Below are 16,177 nucleotides of genomic sequence, written 5' to 3' on the forward strand. Positions count from 1 at the left end.
TGCGTGCGCTACTGGACGCGGCCGACCGGCTCCGGCTCCTCCTCGTCCGGCTCGTCCGGCAGGTGTACGTCGTTGACCGCGATGTTGACCTCGACGACCTCCAGGCCGGTCATCCGCTCGACGGAGTCGATGACGTTCGCCCGGACCTCGGCGGCCAGCGCCGGGATCACCACCCCGTACTCGACGACCAGGGCGATGTCGATGGCGGCCTGCTTCTCGCCGACCTCGGCCTTGACGCCGCGGCCGGCGCCCGACTTCGAGCCCGGGACGCGGTCGCGGACGGCGCCGAAGGTCCGGGTGAAGCCGGAGCCGAGGGCGTGGATCCCGGCGATCTCCCGGGCGGCCATCCCGGCGATCTTCTCGATCACTCCGACGGCGAGTGCGGTGCGGCCGCGCTCGGACGCGAGCGTGGCCTCCTCGGGCCCGGTGTGGCCCTTCTGCAGGTCGGCGGGGGTGGGGGTCTGCGGCATGGCGGGGTCTCCTGTGTCGTCTCCAGCTATATCGCAAATCAGCCCAACTCTGACATTTCACCGCACGAGCCGCGCGTCGGGGCCGGAACGGGACGGCCCGCGGGCCGGGGAACGCCGAGGGCCCGGACCGCCGGGTGCGGTCCGGGCCCTCGGGGGCGGCCGGGGTCAGTCGCCGATGCCGGCGAGGTCCCTCATCCGGCGGTGCTGGGCAGCCCGCTCGGCGCTGCGCTGCTCGTCGTACGAGCGGCCGCCGGCGCCCTGCAGCAGGGCCTTGGTCTCGATGACGGCGTTGCGCGGCGCGGCGAGCAGCGCGGCGGCCAGGTCGCGGGCGGCACCCTCCAGCTCCTCCGCCGGGACGGCCAGGTTGGCCAGGCCGATCGCGACGGACTCCTCAGCGCCGACCCAGCGGCCGGTCGCGCAGATCTCCAGCGCCCGGCCGTAGCCGACGAGGTCGGTCAGCGGCTTGGTGCCGCCGAGGTCCGGGACGAGGCCGAGCGAGGTCTCCTTCATGGAGAACTGCACGTCCTCGGCGACCACCCGCAGGTCGCAGCCGAGCGCGAGCTGGAAGCCGGCGCCGACGGCGTGGCCCTGGACGGCGGCGATGGTGATCACGTCCGGGCGGCGCCACCAGGTGAAGGCCTCCTGGTACTCGGCGATGGCAGCGCCGGTCTCCTCGTCCGTGCCGGCGGCGAGCTTGAGGAAGGAGTGCTCGCCGGGGATGCCCTCCGGGGTGAACATCTGGCGGTCCAGGCCGGCCGAGAAGGAGACGCCCTCGGCGCGGAGCACCACCACGCGGACGGTGCCGGGCAGGGCGCGTCCGACCGAGGCGAGCGCGCGCCACATCGCCGGGCTCTGCGCGTTGCGGCGTGCGGGGTTGCAGAGCGTGACCAGCGCCAGCTCGCCCTCGACGTCGAGGCGGACGCCGACCTGCGCCCAGTCCTGGGGGTCGGTACCGACGGCGGGAGCGGTCATGGGGGTTACCTCCAGCGGGGGACAGTAGAGCTACTGGAGAGTAACAAAAGCGGGGGCGGCCGAACAGGGCCGTGCCGGAAACGACGAACGGCGGCCCGGGAGACCCGGCCGCCGTGCCGTCCGCACCTGCCGACCGCGCCTCGGGCGCCGCCGGCAACCGCACGGGAACCGACCCGGCTCGGCTGCTCCACCGCCGGATCTATGCTCGTCCACGACCGGACCGGGGACACTCCCCGACCGCCCGGCGCGGAGCCGTCGTATCTGATGAACCGTCAGGAACCCGCTGCAGCAGTCACCTTGCTCTTGCCGCGCGTCGCACCACCGCGACCCCGGAGATTCACCCCGGACTCGCTGAGCATGCGGTGCACGAAGCCGTAGGAGCGACCCGTCTCCTCCGCCAGCGCGCGAATGCTCGCCCCGGAGTCGTACTTCTTCTTGAGATCGGCCGCGAGCTTCTCACGCGCGGCACCTGTTACCCGGCTGCCCTTTTTCAGAGTCTCGGCCACCCGTGCCTCCTCGTAGCTGTGCTCGGTCAGATTCCCATGATCACCCATAGCCAGTCTCCTGGCCACCCATTCGACAAGGTCTGTCCCGGGAAAGCGCAGTCTGCCGGTGGTACCCGCAGTGCACAAGGGCGCTCACCCTGGGTGCACGCGCCCCCGCGGGCGTCGGCCGCCGGGCGAGAATCGGCTGATCAGAACGGACGGCCCCGCCGCGGAATCGCGGCGGGGCCGTCGTCAACACAATCACCGGAAGCCGCATTCCCGCGATCTCCGGCGGACCGGGATTTCTACGGAGATCAGCTGATCTGGTGTCTACTCGGCACGGGAAGTCGGCACTCGGGCCGGCATTCGTCCGGTGCTCAGGCCAGCGAGACGAGATCCGCGTACGCGGGGCTCCAGAGGTCCTCGACGCCGTCCGGCAGCAGGATGATCCGCTCCGGCTGGAGCGCGTCGACCGCGCCCTCGTCGTGGGTGACCAGCACGACCGCGCCGGTGAAGGAGCGCAGCGCGCCGAGGATCTCCTCGCGGCTGGCCGGGTCCAGGTTGTTGGTGGGCTCGTCGAGCAGCAGCACGTTGGCGCTGGAGACCACCAGGGTGGCCAGCGCCAGCCGGGTCTTCTCCCCGCCGGAGAGCACGCCGGCCGGCTTGTCGACGTCGTCGCCGGAGAACAGGAAGGAACCGAGGATCTTGCGGATCTGCACCAGGTCGGTGTCCGGCGCGGAAGAGCGCATGTTCTCCAGCACCGTACGGTCCGGGTCCAGGGTCTCGTGCTCCTGGGCGTAGTAGCCGATCTTCAGGCCGTGGCCGGGGATCACCTCGCCGGTGTCCGGCTTCTCCACACCCGCCAGCATCCGCAGCAGGGTGGTCTTGCCGGCGCCGTTGAGACCGAGCACGACCACCTTGGAGCCGCGGTCGATGGCCAGGTCGACGTCGGTGAAGATCTCCAGCGAGCCGTAGGACTTCGACAGGCCGGAGGCGGTCATCGGGGTCTTGCCGCACGGCGCCGGGTCGGGGAAGCGCAGCTTGGCGACCTTGTCGGAGACCCGCGCCTGCTCCAGGCCGGAGAGCAGCTTCTCGGCGCGGCGGGCCATGTTCTGCGCGGCGACCGTCTTGGTCGCCTTGGCGCGCATCTTGTCGGCCTGCGCGTTGAGGGTGGCGGCCTTCTTCTCGGCGTTGGCGCGCTCCCGCTTGCGGCGCTTCTCGTCGTCCTCGCGCTGCTGCTGGTACTGCTTCCAGCCCATGTTGTAGATGTCGATGGCGGCGCGGTTGGCGTCCAGGTAGAAGACCTTGTTGACGACCGTCTCGACCAGGTCGACGTCGTGCGAGATGACGATGAAGCCGCCCTTGTAGGTCTTCAGGAAGTCCCGCAGCCAGGCGATCGAGTCGGCGTCGAGGTGGTTGGTCGGCTCGTCGAGCAGCAGGATGTCGGCGTCCGAGAAGAGGATCCGGGCCAGCTCGACGCGGCGGCGCTGACCGCCGGAGAGGGTGTGCAGCGGCTGGTTGAGGATGCGGTCCGGCAGGCCGAGCGCCGCCGCGATGGTCGCCGCCTCGGCCTCGGCCGCGTAGCCGCCCTTGGTGAGGAACTCGGTCTCCAGGTTGGCGTACTTCTTCATCGCGCGTTCGCGGGTGGTGCCCTGGCCGTTCGCCATCCGGTCCTCGTTCTCGCGCATCTTGCGCAGCACGGTGTCGAGGCCGCGGGCGGAGAGGATGCGGTCCTTGGCGAGGACGTCGAGGTCGCCGGTGCGCGGGTCCTGCGGGAGGTAGCCGACCTCGCCGGTGCGGGTCACCGTGCCGCCCGCCGGGATGCCCTCGCCGGCCAGCACCTTGGTCATGGTGGTCTTGCCGGCGCCGTTGCGGCCGACCAGGCCGATCCGGTCGCCGGGGGCGATGCGGAAGGAGGCGGACTCGATGAGGACGCGGGCGCCGGCGCGCAGCTCCAGGGCGTTCGCGGAAATCATGGCTGGGTCTCTCCAGGGACGGTGGCGGGGCCCGGCGGCCGGGCGGAATGCAGGCGGAAGGGCGGGGCGGCGGCGGGCCTTCGAAAGCTCGCCGACCGGCGCCTAATGCCCGGGGAACACAGCCATACGGCCCAGTCTACCGGGCGGCCGGGATTTCCCCCGTGGCCTGCCGGGCGCAGCCCGCTCAGCCCGCCGGACAGCCCTCCTGGGGGGCGACCGCCGCGAACGGCAGCTCCGGGCTGGCACAGACGGTCTCGGGGGCACCGCGCCGGGTGTCGAAGACCCTGGTGCCGAGGATCGGGCCGTCCTCGATCGTGACCCGGTGCCCGTCCAGGCGCTTGAGCACGACGTCCGGCCCCGCGTTCAGCTGCCAGCCGCGGCCGGCCAGCCGGAACCCGTTGATGCCGCCCGGCAGCAGCTTGCCGGTGCCCGGGCCGGTGACGCAGGTGCGCGGCACCAGGACCGCGTTGTCGGTGTGCACGGCGCGCAACGGATCGTAGGAGCAGCCCTGCGGCGGGCGGGAGTTGTAGCGCAGGTCGCCGTCGCGGTCGCGGAAGCCCATGGTGAGCGAGGGCGTGACGACGGCCACCCAGGGCTCGCCCTCCAGGGCCGTCTGCAGTGCTGCGGTGGCCCGGCGGATCGCGGTGGCCTGCTTCTGCTCCTCGGTGCGGTCGGCGGCGCCGGGCTCGCCGTCCGCGCGCAGCCAGTCCGCCAGGCCCGGCACCGCCCGGTGCCAGCGCACCTGGTGGTCGCTCGGGCGCACCGAGGTGACCAGGCCGTCGTCCCAGACCACGACCGCGCTCTCGCCGGCCATGGCGAGGTGCAGGGCGGTGGCGTCCTCGCGGCGGTAGGACCACAGGTGGTCCCCGCTCGCGCGGTCGTACGCCTCCAGGCCGGGGCCGACCTTCAGCTCCAGCGCGCCCGCGTCCAGGACCTGCGCACCGACCGGACTGGCGTCCGCGACGCCGGGCTCCGCGACCCGGTCGCCGAACGGCACCGGGCGGTTGGCGTGCGCGGCGGCGCCCGCGCCGAGCACCAGCAGCGCGGCGAGCGCGGGGAGCACGGAACGGCGGGTCAGGCTTCGCAGCGGCTTCCAGGACACGGGCGGAGCGTACCTGCCGCACGCCTGTACGTCAGCCGGAATTCGGGGCGGCCCACGGATGTGCGCAGCGTCACGACGGCACCGGTGCGACGCCGTCGACCTGCGGCTCGGCGGCGCGGTGCGCGGCCCCGCGGGCCGCCCGGGCGGTCCGGCGGGCGGAGCGACTGTTACACAGGTGGTACAGGCAGCACCGAAATGATCACCGTGCGTTGCGCCCGGGCGAGGCCGGGGCGGGCGCCCGTGCGAACCGCCACTTTCGGGTGATATGGGATATTTCTGACGCTCCGTGGGATTACTGTCGGACCAGCAGCACCCGCCCCCGCACCGCGCCCTGGAGTGCCCCATGCGATTCGGCCGTCTCGCGCTGGCCGCCAGCGCGCTGCTGCTGCTGACCACGGCGAGCGTGCCCTCGGGCACGCCGCTCAGCCAGACCGCGCGGCACGACGTCTTCTCCGCGGACACCGCGCGGGACGACCGGCGTGGGGCCGCGCCGAAGCCCGCCGTGCTGCGTCCACCGCACGAGGTGCCGTTCGGTGCCTTCGTCGGCTCCTGGGACAGCTACATCCCGCAGATCGCCAAGCTCTCCACCTGGCTGCGCGGCGCCGACCTGCAGGTCGGCCACACCTATCTGGCGGGCAACGGCTGGGCCGACGTCGAGGGCGAGAACCAGGTGCTCGGCCTGTGGTCCCAGTGGCGGCTGCGCGACCCGGCCCGCACCCTCGTCCTCGGCGTGCCGATGCTGGTGCCCAACGAGGGCAACCTCAGCGACGGGCAGGTGGCCGCGCTGCTCGCCCGCGGCAACAAGGGCGAGTTCGACCAGCACTTCCTCAAACTCGCCCGCAAGCTCGTCGCCTTCGGCGGCGGCGACACCGTGCTGACGCTCGGCTGGGAGATGAACGGCACCACCTACAGCTCCCGCTGCCGGCCCGACCCGGCGGCCTGGAAGGCCTACTGGCGCCGGATCGTCACCGTGATGCGCTCGGTGCCGGGCCAGCACTTCCGCTTCGACTTCACCCCCACCCGCGGGCTCGACGCGATCCCCTGGACGCGCTGCTACCCCGGCGACGACGTGGTCGACATCATCGGCATGGACGCCTACGACATGCCGGCCGGCGCCTCCTTCGAGGAGATGGCCACCGAGCCCTACGGGCTGCAGGACCAGGTCGAGTTCGCCGCCCGGCGCGGCAAGCCGGTGTCGTACCCGGAGTGGGGGCTGTTCCGCAACGGCGACAACCCGGAGTACGTGCGGCACATGATCGAGTGGATGCGCACCCACGACACCGCCTACCAGACCGTCACCGACTACTGCCCGCACGGCTTCTGGGGCTGCGACCGCAACCCGCGGTCGGCCGCGGTCTTCCGGCAGCTGATGTCCGGCTCGAAGGGCTCGCCGGGCGGCGTCTCCTCACGCGCGCCGGCGCGCCGCTAGAGCGTGTCTTCGAAAGGCAGTCGCGTCGTCGATTCAGTCGTTGATTCAGGGGCGCGGGGACCTGCGCAGTCCGGGGGCGGGCACCGTCGTGACACGGGCCGAGCCGGAGTTCGTACGGCGGTCCGCATCCGGGTTGCGCGGTGCCCCGCGCCCCTCATGACTGCCCAATCGCCGTTGAAGACACGCTGTAGCGCCTCCTTCAGCCGCGGCAGCCGGGCGGTCAGCAGCATCACCGCCAGCTGCCGGGCCAGCACCCGGAGGGCGAGCACCGCCGCCGCCGGGGCCGGGCCCGGCGGGCCCACCACCAGCCGCTCGTTGCGCAGGGCGTCCGGACGCCAGCGCTGCTTGTACCGCTCCTGGCCGCGCAGCAGGCTGAGCACCGGGATGCCCGCCGCCCGGACCTCGTCCAGCGCCGCGCCGAACACCAGCCCGGCGATGTCCAGCCGCTCGCGCAGCCGCGGGTGGGCGCCGTACAGGTAGAGGCCGCCGAAGGACGGGCAGAGCACCACCAGGTTCACCGCGACCAGCTCGCCGTCCAGCCGGAAGCGGTGCACGGCGGCCCGGCCGCGGGCGGCCATCGACGCCGTCGACTCGGCCAGGTGCGCCGCGAACCGCTCGGTGCGGTGCTCGGCGGTGACCCCGCGTTCCTGCCACTGCAGGAAGTGCAGCCGCAAGAGGTCGGCCACCGCCTGCGGGACCTCCTCCGGCGGCGCGGTGTCCACCTGTACCCCGGAGGCGGCGATCTTCCGCAGCTTGACCCGACCGCGCTGGGCCGTCCTGCCGGACAGCCGCTCGAGCAGTTCCTCGACCGGCAGCGCGGGCAGCTGCTGGCAGAGCGAGTCCCGGTAGCGCCGGACGGTGCCGCGGTGGTGGGCGAGCACCTGCTGCACGGCCGCCTCCGGGTGCACCTCGCGCAGCTCCAGTCTGTGCCAGGGGCGGCGCAGCGGCAGGGCGGCGGCCAGTTCGGCGGCGGCCCGACCGCGGCAGTCGTCGTCGAGCAGCACATCGGTGAAGTCGACCAGCCCGCCGCCGAGGTTGGTCAGGCCCCCCAGCACGCCGCGGCGGCACAGTGCAGCGGCGCCGACCAGTCGGCCGTCCCGGCGGACGAGCACCAGCACCAGCGCGCCCGGCCGGCCGTACCGGCGCCACCAGGAGCGCAACCAGGCGCTGTCCTGGAAGGGCGTGGCGGTGCGGCAACGGGTGGCGAGCCCGTCCCACTCCGCGGCGATCCGGTCGAGGGCGTCGTCGCCGCGGTCCACCTCCGCCGTCCAGACCCCGGCGGGGGCTCCGGCGGACGCTTCGGCCTGGGTCGGCGCGGGGGTGTCGGTGGTCATCGGACGGCCCCGGCGGGTTGCCGTTCCAGCGGCTGCCCGGGCACCGCCGCGGCCGCGTCCCGGCCTCCGGACTCGGCCGGGCGGCGGCGGGCGGCCATCGCGAGCGCGCCGACCAGCACGCCGGCGGCGCCGCCGACCGCGGTGTCCAGCGCGGCGGAAGGCGAGGAGGGGCCGTCCGGGGAGGCGGCCTCGGCGAGCGGGACGAGCTTCACGCCGGTGTCCTGGCTGCTGGTGTTGGCGAAGGCGATCAGCGAGGTCGCCACCGCGTCGGCGGCCCGCACCGCATCGGCGGCGCGCGGGCCGGTGCCGGTGATCTCGATCATCGGGGCGTCCGGCGAGGTGGTGCCGCGGACGCTGTCCGACAGGGCGGAGACGGTGCGGCCGGTCTTCGCGGCGGCCGCGACCAGCACCTGCGGCTGCCCGGCGAGCCGGCCGTACGCCTGCGCGAAGTTGACCGCGGTGGCGCCCTCCCCCGGGTTCTGCGCCACCACCACCACGTAGGAGTTGGCGGTGTAGGCGGTGGGTGCCACGGCGGCGTAGCCGGCGCCCGCGGCGGCACCCAGCGGGACGGCGACGGCCACCGGCCACCAACGGTGGACGGCGGCCCGGAGGGATCGGCGCGGTTCGGACATCGGAACTCCTTGACTCGGTGGGTGGTTTCGCGCGTTCAGACCCGCAGCGCGGCCGGTCGGGGCGGCGCGGTACGGGCGGGGCCGAGCCGGTCGTAGAGGTCGGCGAGTTCGGCGGCGATCCGCGCGATGTCGTAGTGGTGGACGGCGGGCGGCGGCGGCAGCCGGCCCGGGGGCGCGGCGCGCAGTCCGTCCAGCGCCTCGGCGTAGGCCCCGGCGGTGGACGGCAGCCGGCGGGCGCCGGGGGCGGCATCCGGGCCGAGCACGTCCAGGGCAGGGCAGGCGGTGCGCAGCACCGGCAGGCCCGCCGCCAACGCCTCCAGCACCGTCAGCCCGAAGGTCTCCTCGGTCGAGGGAGCCGCCAGCACGTCCATGGCGGCGAGCAGCTCGGGGACGTCGTCGCGCTCGCCGGTGAACACCGCGGCCACCCCGGCCCGCGCGGCCTGCGACTCCAGGGCGGCGCGTTCCGGCCCCGCCCCCACCAGCAGCAGCCGGGTGTCGGGGCCGGGCCGGGCGGCCAGGGCGGCGACCGCGTCCACCAGCACGGCGAAGCGCTTGCCGGGCACCAGCCGCCCCACCGCACCGACCGTGAACGCGGCCTCCGGCAGGCCGAGTCGGGCCCGCACGGCGGCCCGGGTGCGGGCGGGCACGGCGTACCCGGCGGCGTCGATGCCGTTGGGCAGCAGGTGGACACGGTGCGGCGGCACGCCCCAGTCGTGCAGGGTCCCGGCGACCTGCCCGGAGACGGCGACGGTCGTCCGGCCGAGGCGCTCGGCGGCCAGGTAGAGCGCCCGGACGCCGCGGCCGGCGGCCCGGCCCTCGATCACCCCGGGGTGCAGCGAGTGCTCCGTCGCCAGCACGGTGCGCACGCCGGCCAGCCGGGCGGCGAGCCGGCCGTACAGTCCGGCGCGGTAGAGGTGGGTGTGCACAGCCTGGTAGCGGCGGGCGCGGATCAGCCGGGTGAGCCGGGGCAGCACCGCGAGGTCGCGGTTGCCGCGCATGCCGAGCTCGTGCACCGCGAAGCCGTCCGCGCGCAGCGCCTCGGCGACCGTGCCCGGGTTGGTGAGGGTGGCCACCTCGCAGTGGTGCCGGTCGGGCAGATGGCGCAGCAGCAGGTGGAGCTGGCGCTCGGCGCCGCCGGCGGCGAGACCGGTGACCACGTGCAGGACCTTCATCGGGCGGCCTCCTGGCGGGCGGCGGGCACCGGGGCGGCGCCGCGCAGGCCGGTGACGGCGTCCCGCCAGTGGTGGCGGCCCTGCTTGGCGAGCAGTCGCAGCGCGCCGTCGCGGTCGCCGACGTAGCAGCGCGGCAGCGCGAACCGGCCGGTGAGCTCGCCGTGTTCGATGGCGCAGGCGTACTGGTAGCCGGCGTCGCGGACGGCCTCCGCGGCGGGCCGGTCGACCGCCCCGTACGGGTAGCAGAAGCCGGTGACCGGGCCGCCGACCAGCTGTTCCAGGGCCTGCCGACTGCCCTGCGCCTGGTCGGCGAGCTCGTCCGCGGACAGGCCCGGCAGCGCCCGGTGGGAGAGCCCGTGCGAGCCGATCTCCCAGCCGGCGGCGGCGAGTTCGACGACCTGGTCGACGGTGAGCAGTGGCTTGCGCGGGCCGTCCGGGTCCCAGCCGTTCTGCCCGCCGAGCAGGTCGGGCACCACGTAGGCGCTCGCGGTGAAGCCGTGCCGGCGCAGCACCGGCACGGCGTACCGGGCGAAGTCGGCGTAGCCGTCGTCGAACGTCAGGCCGACCAGCTTGGCGGCAGCGCCCGCGGTCCGGGCGCGGAGGAGTTCGCGGACGCTCACCCCGCGCCGGCCGCTGCGGGCCAGCCAGGCCATCTGGGCGGCGAACCGCTCGGGGCTGACGGTGAGCAGGTACGGGTCGTGCTCCTCGTGGGTGATCGAGTGGTACATCAGGATCCACGGCGCCGTCCTGGCCGGGAGTGGCCGGGCGGGCAGGGCGGGGCCGCGGGCCGGTTCAGCGTCCATGGGGCTTCCTCTCAGCAGCCTGGGTGACCGGACCCGCGGCCCGCAGGAGGGCGCGCACCGGGTCACGGACCTCGGGCGCGCCGAGGGCCGTGCCGAGCCCGGCGAAGACGAGTGCGACGGTGAGACCGCCGAGCAGGGTGGCCGGCAGCGGCGCGGACGGGCCGGAGGCGGCCGCCGTACCGGCCGCGGCGGCGCCGACCGCGGCGGCGAGCAGCCGGGCCTGGCCGCCGAGCACCCGGCGCAGGCGCAGCGCGATGCCGCGCAGCAGCAGGCCGCGCAGCAGGAGCACCGCGGCGGTGGTGATGCCGGCCGCGTTGCCGGCCGCGAGGCCGAGCGCGCCGTACCGCGGGGTGGCGGCGAGTCCGACGCCGGCGGTGACCAGCAGGCCGACGGCCATCGCGGCGACCGGGTACCAGTCCAGCGGCCTCAGCCGGGAGCCGGCCGGCTGCGGGTCGCCGGCCCGGCGGACGACGGGCCGCAGCGAGAAGAACGGCCGGACCATCACGCCGATCAGCGCCTGGGCGGGCAGGCCGAAGCTGTAGACGCGGATCACCTCGGCGGTGGCGGTGGTGTCGTGCGGGCCGAACGCACCGCGCTGGAAGAGCAGCGCCACCACCGAGGGGGCGCAGGCCATCAGGAAGGCGGTGCCGAGCAGGACGACGGCGGCGGCCTGGCCGAGGTCCTTCTCCACCCGGTCGCGGGCGGCGGCGAGGTCGCCGGCGGCCAGCGCCCTGGCAACCAGCGGGAAGGTCACCGTGACGATCAGGATGCCCGCCGTCATGGCGAGTTGGGAGACCTTCGCGGCGTAGTTCAGGTGCGAGATGGTGCCCGGCGGCAGGCCGGAGCCGAGGAAGCGCTCGACGAAGACCTGGGCCTGCCGGGTGAGGGTGAAGGCCGCGACCGGCAGCATCGCCAGCGGGATGAGCAGCAGGCCGCCGTCGGACGCGCCGCGGGCCGGACGGCCCGTCCGCCGGGTGCCGTGCAGCCGCCGGGCGGCGGCCAGCAGCAGCCCGGCCATCAGCAGGCTGCCGCAGGTGACGCCGAGCGCGGCGGAGCGCACCCCGAGCAGGGCGTGCCCGCCGAGCAGCACGGCGAGGATGCCCAGGTTGTACGCCACGTAGATGCAGGCCGGGGCGGTGAACCGGTGGTGGGCGCGGAGCATCGAGCAGAGGTAGCCGACCACGCCGAACGGCAGCACGGTCAGGGCGGTGATCCGGGTGCAGGTGACGGCGAGCGCCGGGTCGGCCAGGCCGGGGGCGAGCAGGCCCACCAGTGGGCCGGCGCCGACCGCCGCGGCGAGGGTGAGGGTGCACAGCGCGAGCAGCAGCCGGGGCAGGGTGGCGCGCACCAACTGCCGGACGGGGTCGGGCCCGTGCGGGTGTTCCTCGCGCAGCACCAGGGCCAGGCTGAACGCCGGGACCATCAGGAAGGCCATCGCGTCCTCGATCAGCAGCGGCGCGGCGGTCTCCGGCACCGTCCAGGCGACGAGGAAGGCGTCGGTGCCCTGGTTGGCGCCGAAGTACCGGGCGAGCAGCAGGTCGCGGAGCAGGCCGAGGCCGGAGCCGGCGGCGCTGAGGACCGCGGTGACACCGAAGGCGCGGGCGACGAAGCCGCCTCGCCGGGGCCGGGCGGCCGCGTGCCGGGGGCCGGGGACGGCGCTGCGGCCGGGTTGGGCGGTCGCGGTCGGGCGGTCGCCGCTCATCGTGCCTCCGGGTCCGCAGGGCCGGGGAAGGCGGCCCGGGCGGCGAGGCCGAGCACCACCGAGGTCAGCACGGTGGTGGTGCCGCCGATGTCGGCGTAGAGGAAGTCGACCAGGATCCAGACCAGCAGGGCGAGCGCGGCCGGGGCGTCGCCGCGGGCCCGGCGCAGGCAGCCGGTCAGCAGGGCGAGGAAGAGCGCGGCGTACGCGGTGATGCCCAGCAGGCCCTGCTCGCTGAGCACCAGGAAGTACATGTTGTGCGGTGAGAGCAGCGGTTCGCGCCGGAAGCCGATCGTGGCGTCCTCGGCGTCGCTGCCCGAGGAGAGGCGCAGCGGGGCGTGGCTGTCGCGCAGTTGCTGGAAGGCCTTCGGCCCGGCGCCGGTGGCGGGGTGGTCCTGCCAGATCCGTTCGGCGGTGGCCCACAGGTCGTAGCGGTCACTGACCGACTGGTCGGGGGCGGTCTGCACGGAGCCGATGCTGCCCAGCCGCTCGGCGACGCCGGAGGCGCCGAGGCCGAGGCCGCCGACCAGGACCGTCGCGGCGGCAGCGCCGATCACGGCGCAGCGCAGGGCGAGCCGGGCGTCGGCGCGCAGCATCAGCACGGCGACGGCCGCGGCGCACGCGATCCAGCTGCCGCGGCTGAAGGAGACGGCGAGCGGGAAGGTCAGCAGAGCGGCCGCGGCGTACAGCGCCCGGCGCAGGGCGGGCCGGCCGCCGGGGCCGCGCTCGCCGAGCGCCAGGGCGAGTGCGGCGAGCAGTCCGAAGCTGACCACGGTGGACATCGCCATGATGTCCAGCGCGCCGAAGGTGCCGACGGCGCGCACCGGTTGCCCTGCGTACGAGGCGCCGGTGCGGGTGAGGTACTGCTGCGCGCCGACCGCCCCCTCGACCAGTGCGGCGGCGACGAAGGCGCCCAGCACCAGCCGGCGGTCGCGGCGGGTGCGCAGCGCGCAGGCGACGGCGGCGGGCACCAGCACGAAGATCTGCACCAGTCGGACGAAGCCGGTGGTGCTCGCCTGCGGGTCGATCGAGGCGAGGGTGGCGGCGGCGGCCGCGCAGACCACCGCGCCGAACAGCAGGCAGACCGTGCGGTCCAGCCGGGCGCGGCCGCGCAGCAGGTCGGCGGCGGTGAGGGCGACGAGCAGCAGTGAGGCGAGGTCGGCCGGGGTGATGTGGACGGCGGCGGTGACGTCCTTCTCCCCGGTGGGCACGCAGACCAGCAGCACGGTGGCGGCGGCGGCCGCGGCTGCGGGCCGGGGCGCGGCGGGCAGCCGCCGCCACCGCTGCGACAGCGGTGCGGTGCGGGCGGGCAGCGCTCCTGACGCCATGTCAGCTCCCGTCCGGGTGGAGCATCAGGACGGCGGTGCGGAGCAGGATCTTGGCGTCCTGCCAGAGGCTCCAGCTCTCGATGTAGCGGTTGTCGAAGCGGGCCCGGTCCTCGATGGAGGTGTCCCCGCGCAGGCCGTTGACCTGGGAGAGGCCGGTGAGCCCGGCCGGGACGCGGTGCCGGTCCTGGTACTCGGGATAGGCCTGGCCGAAGCGCATCACGAAGTAGGGCCGCTCGGGGCGGGGGCCGACCAGGCTCATGTCGCCGCGGACCACGTTCCACAGCTGCGGCAGCTCGTCCAGCGAGGTGCGGCGCAGCAGCCGGCCGACGGCGCCCATCCGGTGGTCCTGGGAGATGTTCCACCGGGTGGCCGACTCGTGCTCGTTGCTGGGGCGCAGGGTGCGGAACTTGAGCAGGGTGAAGACCTGGCCGTCGAGGCCGGTGCGCTGCTGGCGGAAGAGCACCCCAGGGCCGGTGTCGCAGCGGACGGCGAGCGCGCAGGCGGCCAGCACCGGAGAGAGCACCAGCAGGCCGAACCCGGCGGCCGCGATGTCCAGGGCCCGCTTGGCGATCCAGCCGGGGCGGCGGACGGCGGGGCGCTCCAGCGGCAGGCACGGGAAGCCCCACAGCTGGTCGGTGCCGCGCCGGCCGAGGGCCGCGTACTCGCGCAGCTGGGGCACCACCCAGACCCGGCAGCCGAGCCGGGCGGCGGTGCGCAGTGCGGCGGCGGTGGCGGCGTCGTCCGCGGCACCCTCGGTGGCGATCACGTGGTGGATGCGCTTGCGGCGGATCTGGCTCTCCAGCGCGCCGTGGCCGCCGAGGAGCCGCAGCGGGGCGTCCGGGGCGAGCAGGACGGGCTGGGAGTCGAGGTAGCCGACCGGCCGCAGCCCGTACTCGCGGTGTTCGAGCAGGACGGCGGCGATCCGCTGGCCGAGCTGGCCGGCACCGAGCACCAGGGTGGGGCTGGGGCGCCGACGGCGGGCGCGGCGCAGCAGGGCGTAGGCGGCGGCCCGGCCCAGGCAGGCGATCAGGGTGAAGGCGGTGAGCAGCGCGGCGAGTCTCAGCAACGCCGCCGGGCCGGGGACGAACCGGCCGAGGCAGGCGGCCAGGGTGACCGCGAACGCGGTGGAGACGGCGGCGCGTCCGGCGAGCGCGGGGAGGTCGTCGAGGGCCGAGACGGTGAGGCGGCTGCGGTAGAGGCCGCCGGCCAGATTGAGCGGGAGGAGCAGGCCGAGCAGCGCGGCGGTCAGCGGCGGCGGGCCGGGGGCGGTGAGGGCCGCGCCGGCGGCGAGGGCGAGGACGTCGCAGCCGAGGAGTCCGGCCGGGAGGGCGACCCGAGAGCGCAGCGGGCGGCGGTGGCGGCCGACCTGCGGTGCCGGGCGCGCCCGGGGACCTGCGGCGGGCCGCTCCAGCAGCTCGGTGCCGAGCTGCCGCCGGGCCGACAGGGGGCCCCCCGGCCGCGGCACGCTCTCGTGGTCAATGGTCATCGGTGCGCGAACTCCCCTGTGGTGTACCCGCGGTCGCGGGGGCGGCCGACCGGCCCGAACCGGGCCCGGTGCCGGGCGCGGCGAAGTGGACCCTCCGAACAGGTGCGAATCAGGCGAAATCAGACAATAGCGATCGCCGTTGTCACTGCGGCGAGTTGACGTGCCGTGTCATGCCACCTGCTCACTGGTCGGACTGTCGGACGACTCGTACGCGGCGCCCCCGACCCGGCGGCGGCTGCGGACTGGGCAGCGGCCCGCGGGGGCTCCCACGGTCGGATAAACGATCAGAATCCGTGGGGGACACGGGAATCCGGGCGACCGGGCGGACGCACGGGCAGCACGGCGCGGTACACCGCCTCCACCTGCTCGACCGTGCTGCGCACGTCGTGCCGGTCCGCCACGTGCGCCCTGGCCAGGCCGCCGCGGTGCGCACAGGCGACCGGATCGGCCAGCTCCTCGACCAGGCGTTCGGCCAGCGCGGCCGCGTCCCCGGGCGGCACCGGCGGTGCGGCGGCCCCGGGCGGCAGGCACTCGCGGGCGCCGGGCACATCGGTGAGCAGCACCGGGCGCGCGGCGGCCATCGCCTCCAGCGGGGCGAGCGCCATGCCCTCCCAACGGGAGGGCAGCACCACCAGGTCGGCGGCGGCCAGCCAGGGCCGCGGATCACTCACGCCGCCCGCCATCAGCACCCGGCGTGGCCCGGGCAGCGCCCGGACCCGCTCGGCCAGCGCGGCCTCGTCCGGGCCCCCGCCGACCAGCGCCAGTCCGGCGCCGGGCAGCTCCTCGGCCACCCGCGGCCAGGCGTCCAGCAGGACGTCCTGCCCCTTCTGCCGGCAGAGCCGGCCGAGGCAGACGGCGAGCGGGGCCTCCGGGTCCAGGCCGGCGCCGGCCAGGTCGAGCGCGGCGCGCGCGGCCCGCCGGGCGGCGGCGTCGGCGGGCCCGTGGTGCTCCAGGTCGACCCCGTTCGGCACCACCCGCCAGGCTGCCGCGATCCCCGCCGCGGCGCCGTCGGCCCGCTCCTGCTCGCTGACGCACAGCAACGCGTGCGCCCACCGGGCGGCGTACCGCTCCCAGCGCCGGGTGGCCCGCGCGACCGCGCCCTCGACGGCGGCGAAGGACCAGGCGTGCGGCTGGAAGACGGTCGGGACGGACCCGCGCACAGCGAGCCGGCCGGCGAGCCCGGCCTTGGCACTGTGCAGGTGCAGCACGTCCGGTTCGGCGGCGCGCACGATCCGGCGCAGCCTCCGCACCTCCCCCGCGGTGGCGGGGCCGGGCGCGCGGCCGGCCCC

14 protein-coding genes are annotated in these 16,177 nt (G+C 75.4%); 1 reads left to right on the plus strand and 13 read right to left on the minus strand.

Annotated elements, in window-relative coordinates:
* Positions 1-8: 8 nt before the first annotated feature.
* The 5 genes from KSNIM_RS11665 to KSNIM_RS11685 form a co-directional block, all read right to left on the minus strand.
* Positions 9-470, minus strand: coding sequence for an Asp23/Gls24 family envelope stress response protein (locus tag KSNIM_RS11665; protein ID WP_263103175.1), 462 nt, complete (start codon positions 468-470; stop codon positions 9-11).
* A gap of 165 nt (positions 471-635) precedes the next feature.
* Complete coding sequence (locus tag KSNIM_RS11670; protein ID WP_263103176.1) at positions 636-1,442, minus strand: enoyl-CoA hydratase/isomerase family protein; 807 nt, start codon at positions 1,440-1,442, stop codon at positions 636-638.
* Positions 1,443-1,714: 272 nt separating this feature from the next.
* Positions 1,715-1,948, minus strand: a complete 234-nt coding sequence (locus tag KSNIM_RS11675) for a helix-turn-helix domain-containing protein (protein ID WP_030266747.1) — start codon at positions 1,946-1,948, stop codon at positions 1,715-1,717.
* Positions 1,949-2,304: 356 nt separating this feature from the next.
* Positions 2,305-3,903, minus strand: a complete 1,599-nt coding sequence (gene abc-f, locus KSNIM_RS11680; protein WP_263103177.1) for a ribosomal protection-like ABC-F family protein — start codon at positions 3,901-3,903, stop codon at positions 2,305-2,307.
* A 184-nt stretch (positions 3,904-4,087) separates the two neighbouring features.
* Positions 4,088-5,005: a PQQ-like beta-propeller repeat protein gene (locus KSNIM_RS11685; protein ID WP_263103178.1), complete on the minus strand. Its 918-nt coding sequence runs from the start codon at positions 5,003-5,005 to the stop codon at positions 4,088-4,090.
* Between the two features lie 343 nt (positions 5,006-5,348).
* On the opposite strand from KSNIM_RS11685, the gene KSNIM_RS11690 reads away from it, so the two are divergent.
* Entirely contained in the window at positions 5,349-6,434 is a 1,086-nt protein-coding gene (locus tag KSNIM_RS11690; RefSeq protein ID WP_263103179.1) for a glycoside hydrolase family 26 protein, read from the plus strand.
* Here the strand turns inward: KSNIM_RS11690 and KSNIM_RS11695 are convergent.
* From KSNIM_RS11695 to KSNIM_RS11730, 8 genes are all read right to left on the minus strand, one after another.
* Positions 6,431-7,768 carry a GNAT family N-acetyltransferase gene (locus tag KSNIM_RS11695; RefSeq protein ID WP_263103180.1) on the minus strand — a complete coding sequence of 446 codons (1,338 nt, stop codon included), beginning with the start codon at positions 7,766-7,768 and terminating at the stop codon, positions 6,431-6,433. The two genes, KSNIM_RS11690 and KSNIM_RS11695, sit on opposite strands and share 4 nt — an antisense overlap.
* A complete protein-coding gene (locus tag KSNIM_RS11700) occupies positions 7,765-8,400 on the minus strand; it encodes a lipopolysaccharide biosynthesis protein (RefSeq protein WP_263103181.1) in 636 nt (211 codons plus the stop codon). Before KSNIM_RS11700 ends, KSNIM_RS11695 begins: the two co-directional genes overlap by 4 nt.
* 35 nt (positions 8,401-8,435) lie before the next feature.
* A complete protein-coding gene (locus tag KSNIM_RS11705; protein ID WP_263103182.1) occupies positions 8,436-9,572 on the minus strand; it encodes a glycosyltransferase in 1,137 nt (378 codons plus the stop codon).
* Positions 9,569-10,375, minus strand: a complete 807-nt coding sequence (locus KSNIM_RS11710) for a polysaccharide deacetylase family protein (RefSeq protein ID WP_263103183.1) — start codon at positions 10,373-10,375, stop codon at positions 9,569-9,571. Before KSNIM_RS11710 ends, KSNIM_RS11705 begins: the two co-directional genes overlap by 4 nt.
* Complete coding sequence (locus KSNIM_RS11715) at positions 10,365-12,077, minus strand: lipid II flippase MurJ (protein WP_263103184.1); 1,713 nt, start codon at positions 12,075-12,077, stop codon at positions 10,365-10,367. Before KSNIM_RS11715 ends, KSNIM_RS11710 begins: the two co-directional genes overlap by 11 nt.
* On the minus strand, positions 12,074-13,402 hold the full coding sequence (locus KSNIM_RS11720) for an O-antigen ligase family protein (protein WP_263103185.1): 1,329 nt from the start codon (positions 13,400-13,402) through the stop codon (positions 12,074-12,076). Before KSNIM_RS11720 ends, KSNIM_RS11715 begins: the two co-directional genes overlap by 4 nt.
* Before the next feature lies 1 nt (position 13,403).
* Positions 13,404-14,888: a sugar transferase gene (locus KSNIM_RS11725; RefSeq protein ID WP_263103186.1), complete on the minus strand. Its 1,485-nt coding sequence runs from the start codon at positions 14,886-14,888 to the stop codon at positions 13,404-13,406.
* A 284-nt stretch (positions 14,889-15,172) separates the two neighbouring features.
* A partial coding sequence (locus tag KSNIM_RS11730) for a glycosyltransferase (RefSeq protein ID WP_263103187.1) occupies positions 15,173-16,177 on the minus strand: 1,005 nt, incomplete at its 5' end.

This window comes from Kitasatospora sp. DSM 101779 (genome assembly GCF_025655475.1).
In the GTDB taxonomy this organism is placed as follows: Bacteria; Actinomycetota; Actinomycetes; order Streptomycetales; family Streptomycetaceae; genus Kitasatospora.

Excerpts from the sequence above, each read along its gene's own strand:
- KSNIM_RS11720 (WP_263103185.1), bottom strand. The coding sequence starts at position 13,402 with ATGGCGTCAGGAGCGCTGCCCGCCCGCACCGCACCGCTGTCGCAGCGG.
- KSNIM_RS11690 (WP_263103179.1), top strand. The coding sequence starts at position 5,349 with ATGCGATTCGGCCGTCTCGCGCTGGCCGCCAGCGCGCTGCTGCTGCTG.
- KSNIM_RS11665 (WP_263103175.1), bottom strand. The coding sequence starts at position 470 with ATGCCGCAGACCCCCACCCCCGCCGACCTGCAGAAGGGCCACACCGGG.
- KSNIM_RS11705 (WP_263103182.1), bottom strand. The coding sequence starts at position 9,572 with ATGAAGGTCCTGCACGTGGTCACCGGTCTCGCCGCCGGCGGCGCCGAG.
- KSNIM_RS11670 (WP_263103176.1), bottom strand. The coding sequence starts at position 1,442 with ATGACCGCTCCCGCCGTCGGTACCGACCCCCAGGACTGGGCGCAGGTC.
- KSNIM_RS11715 (WP_263103184.1), bottom strand. The coding sequence starts at position 12,077 with ATGAGCGGCGACCGCCCGACCGCGACCGCCCAACCCGGCCGCAGCGCC.
- KSNIM_RS11725 (WP_263103186.1), bottom strand. The coding sequence starts at position 14,888 with ATGACCATTGACCACGAGAGCGTGCCGCGGCCGGGGGGCCCCCTGTCG.
- abc-f (WP_263103177.1), bottom strand. The coding sequence starts at position 3,903 with ATGATTTCCGCGAACGCCCTGGAGCTGCGCGCCGGCGCCCGCGTCCTC.
- KSNIM_RS11710 (WP_263103183.1), bottom strand. The coding sequence starts at position 10,375 with ATGGACGCTGAACCGGCCCGCGGCCCCGCCCTGCCCGCCCGGCCACTC.
- KSNIM_RS11700 (WP_263103181.1), bottom strand. The coding sequence starts at position 8,400 with ATGTCCGAACCGCGCCGATCCCTCCGGGCCGCCGTCCACCGTTGGTGG.
- KSNIM_RS11695 (WP_263103180.1), bottom strand. The coding sequence starts at position 7,768 with ATGACCACCGACACCCCCGCGCCGACCCAGGCCGAAGCGTCCGCCGGA.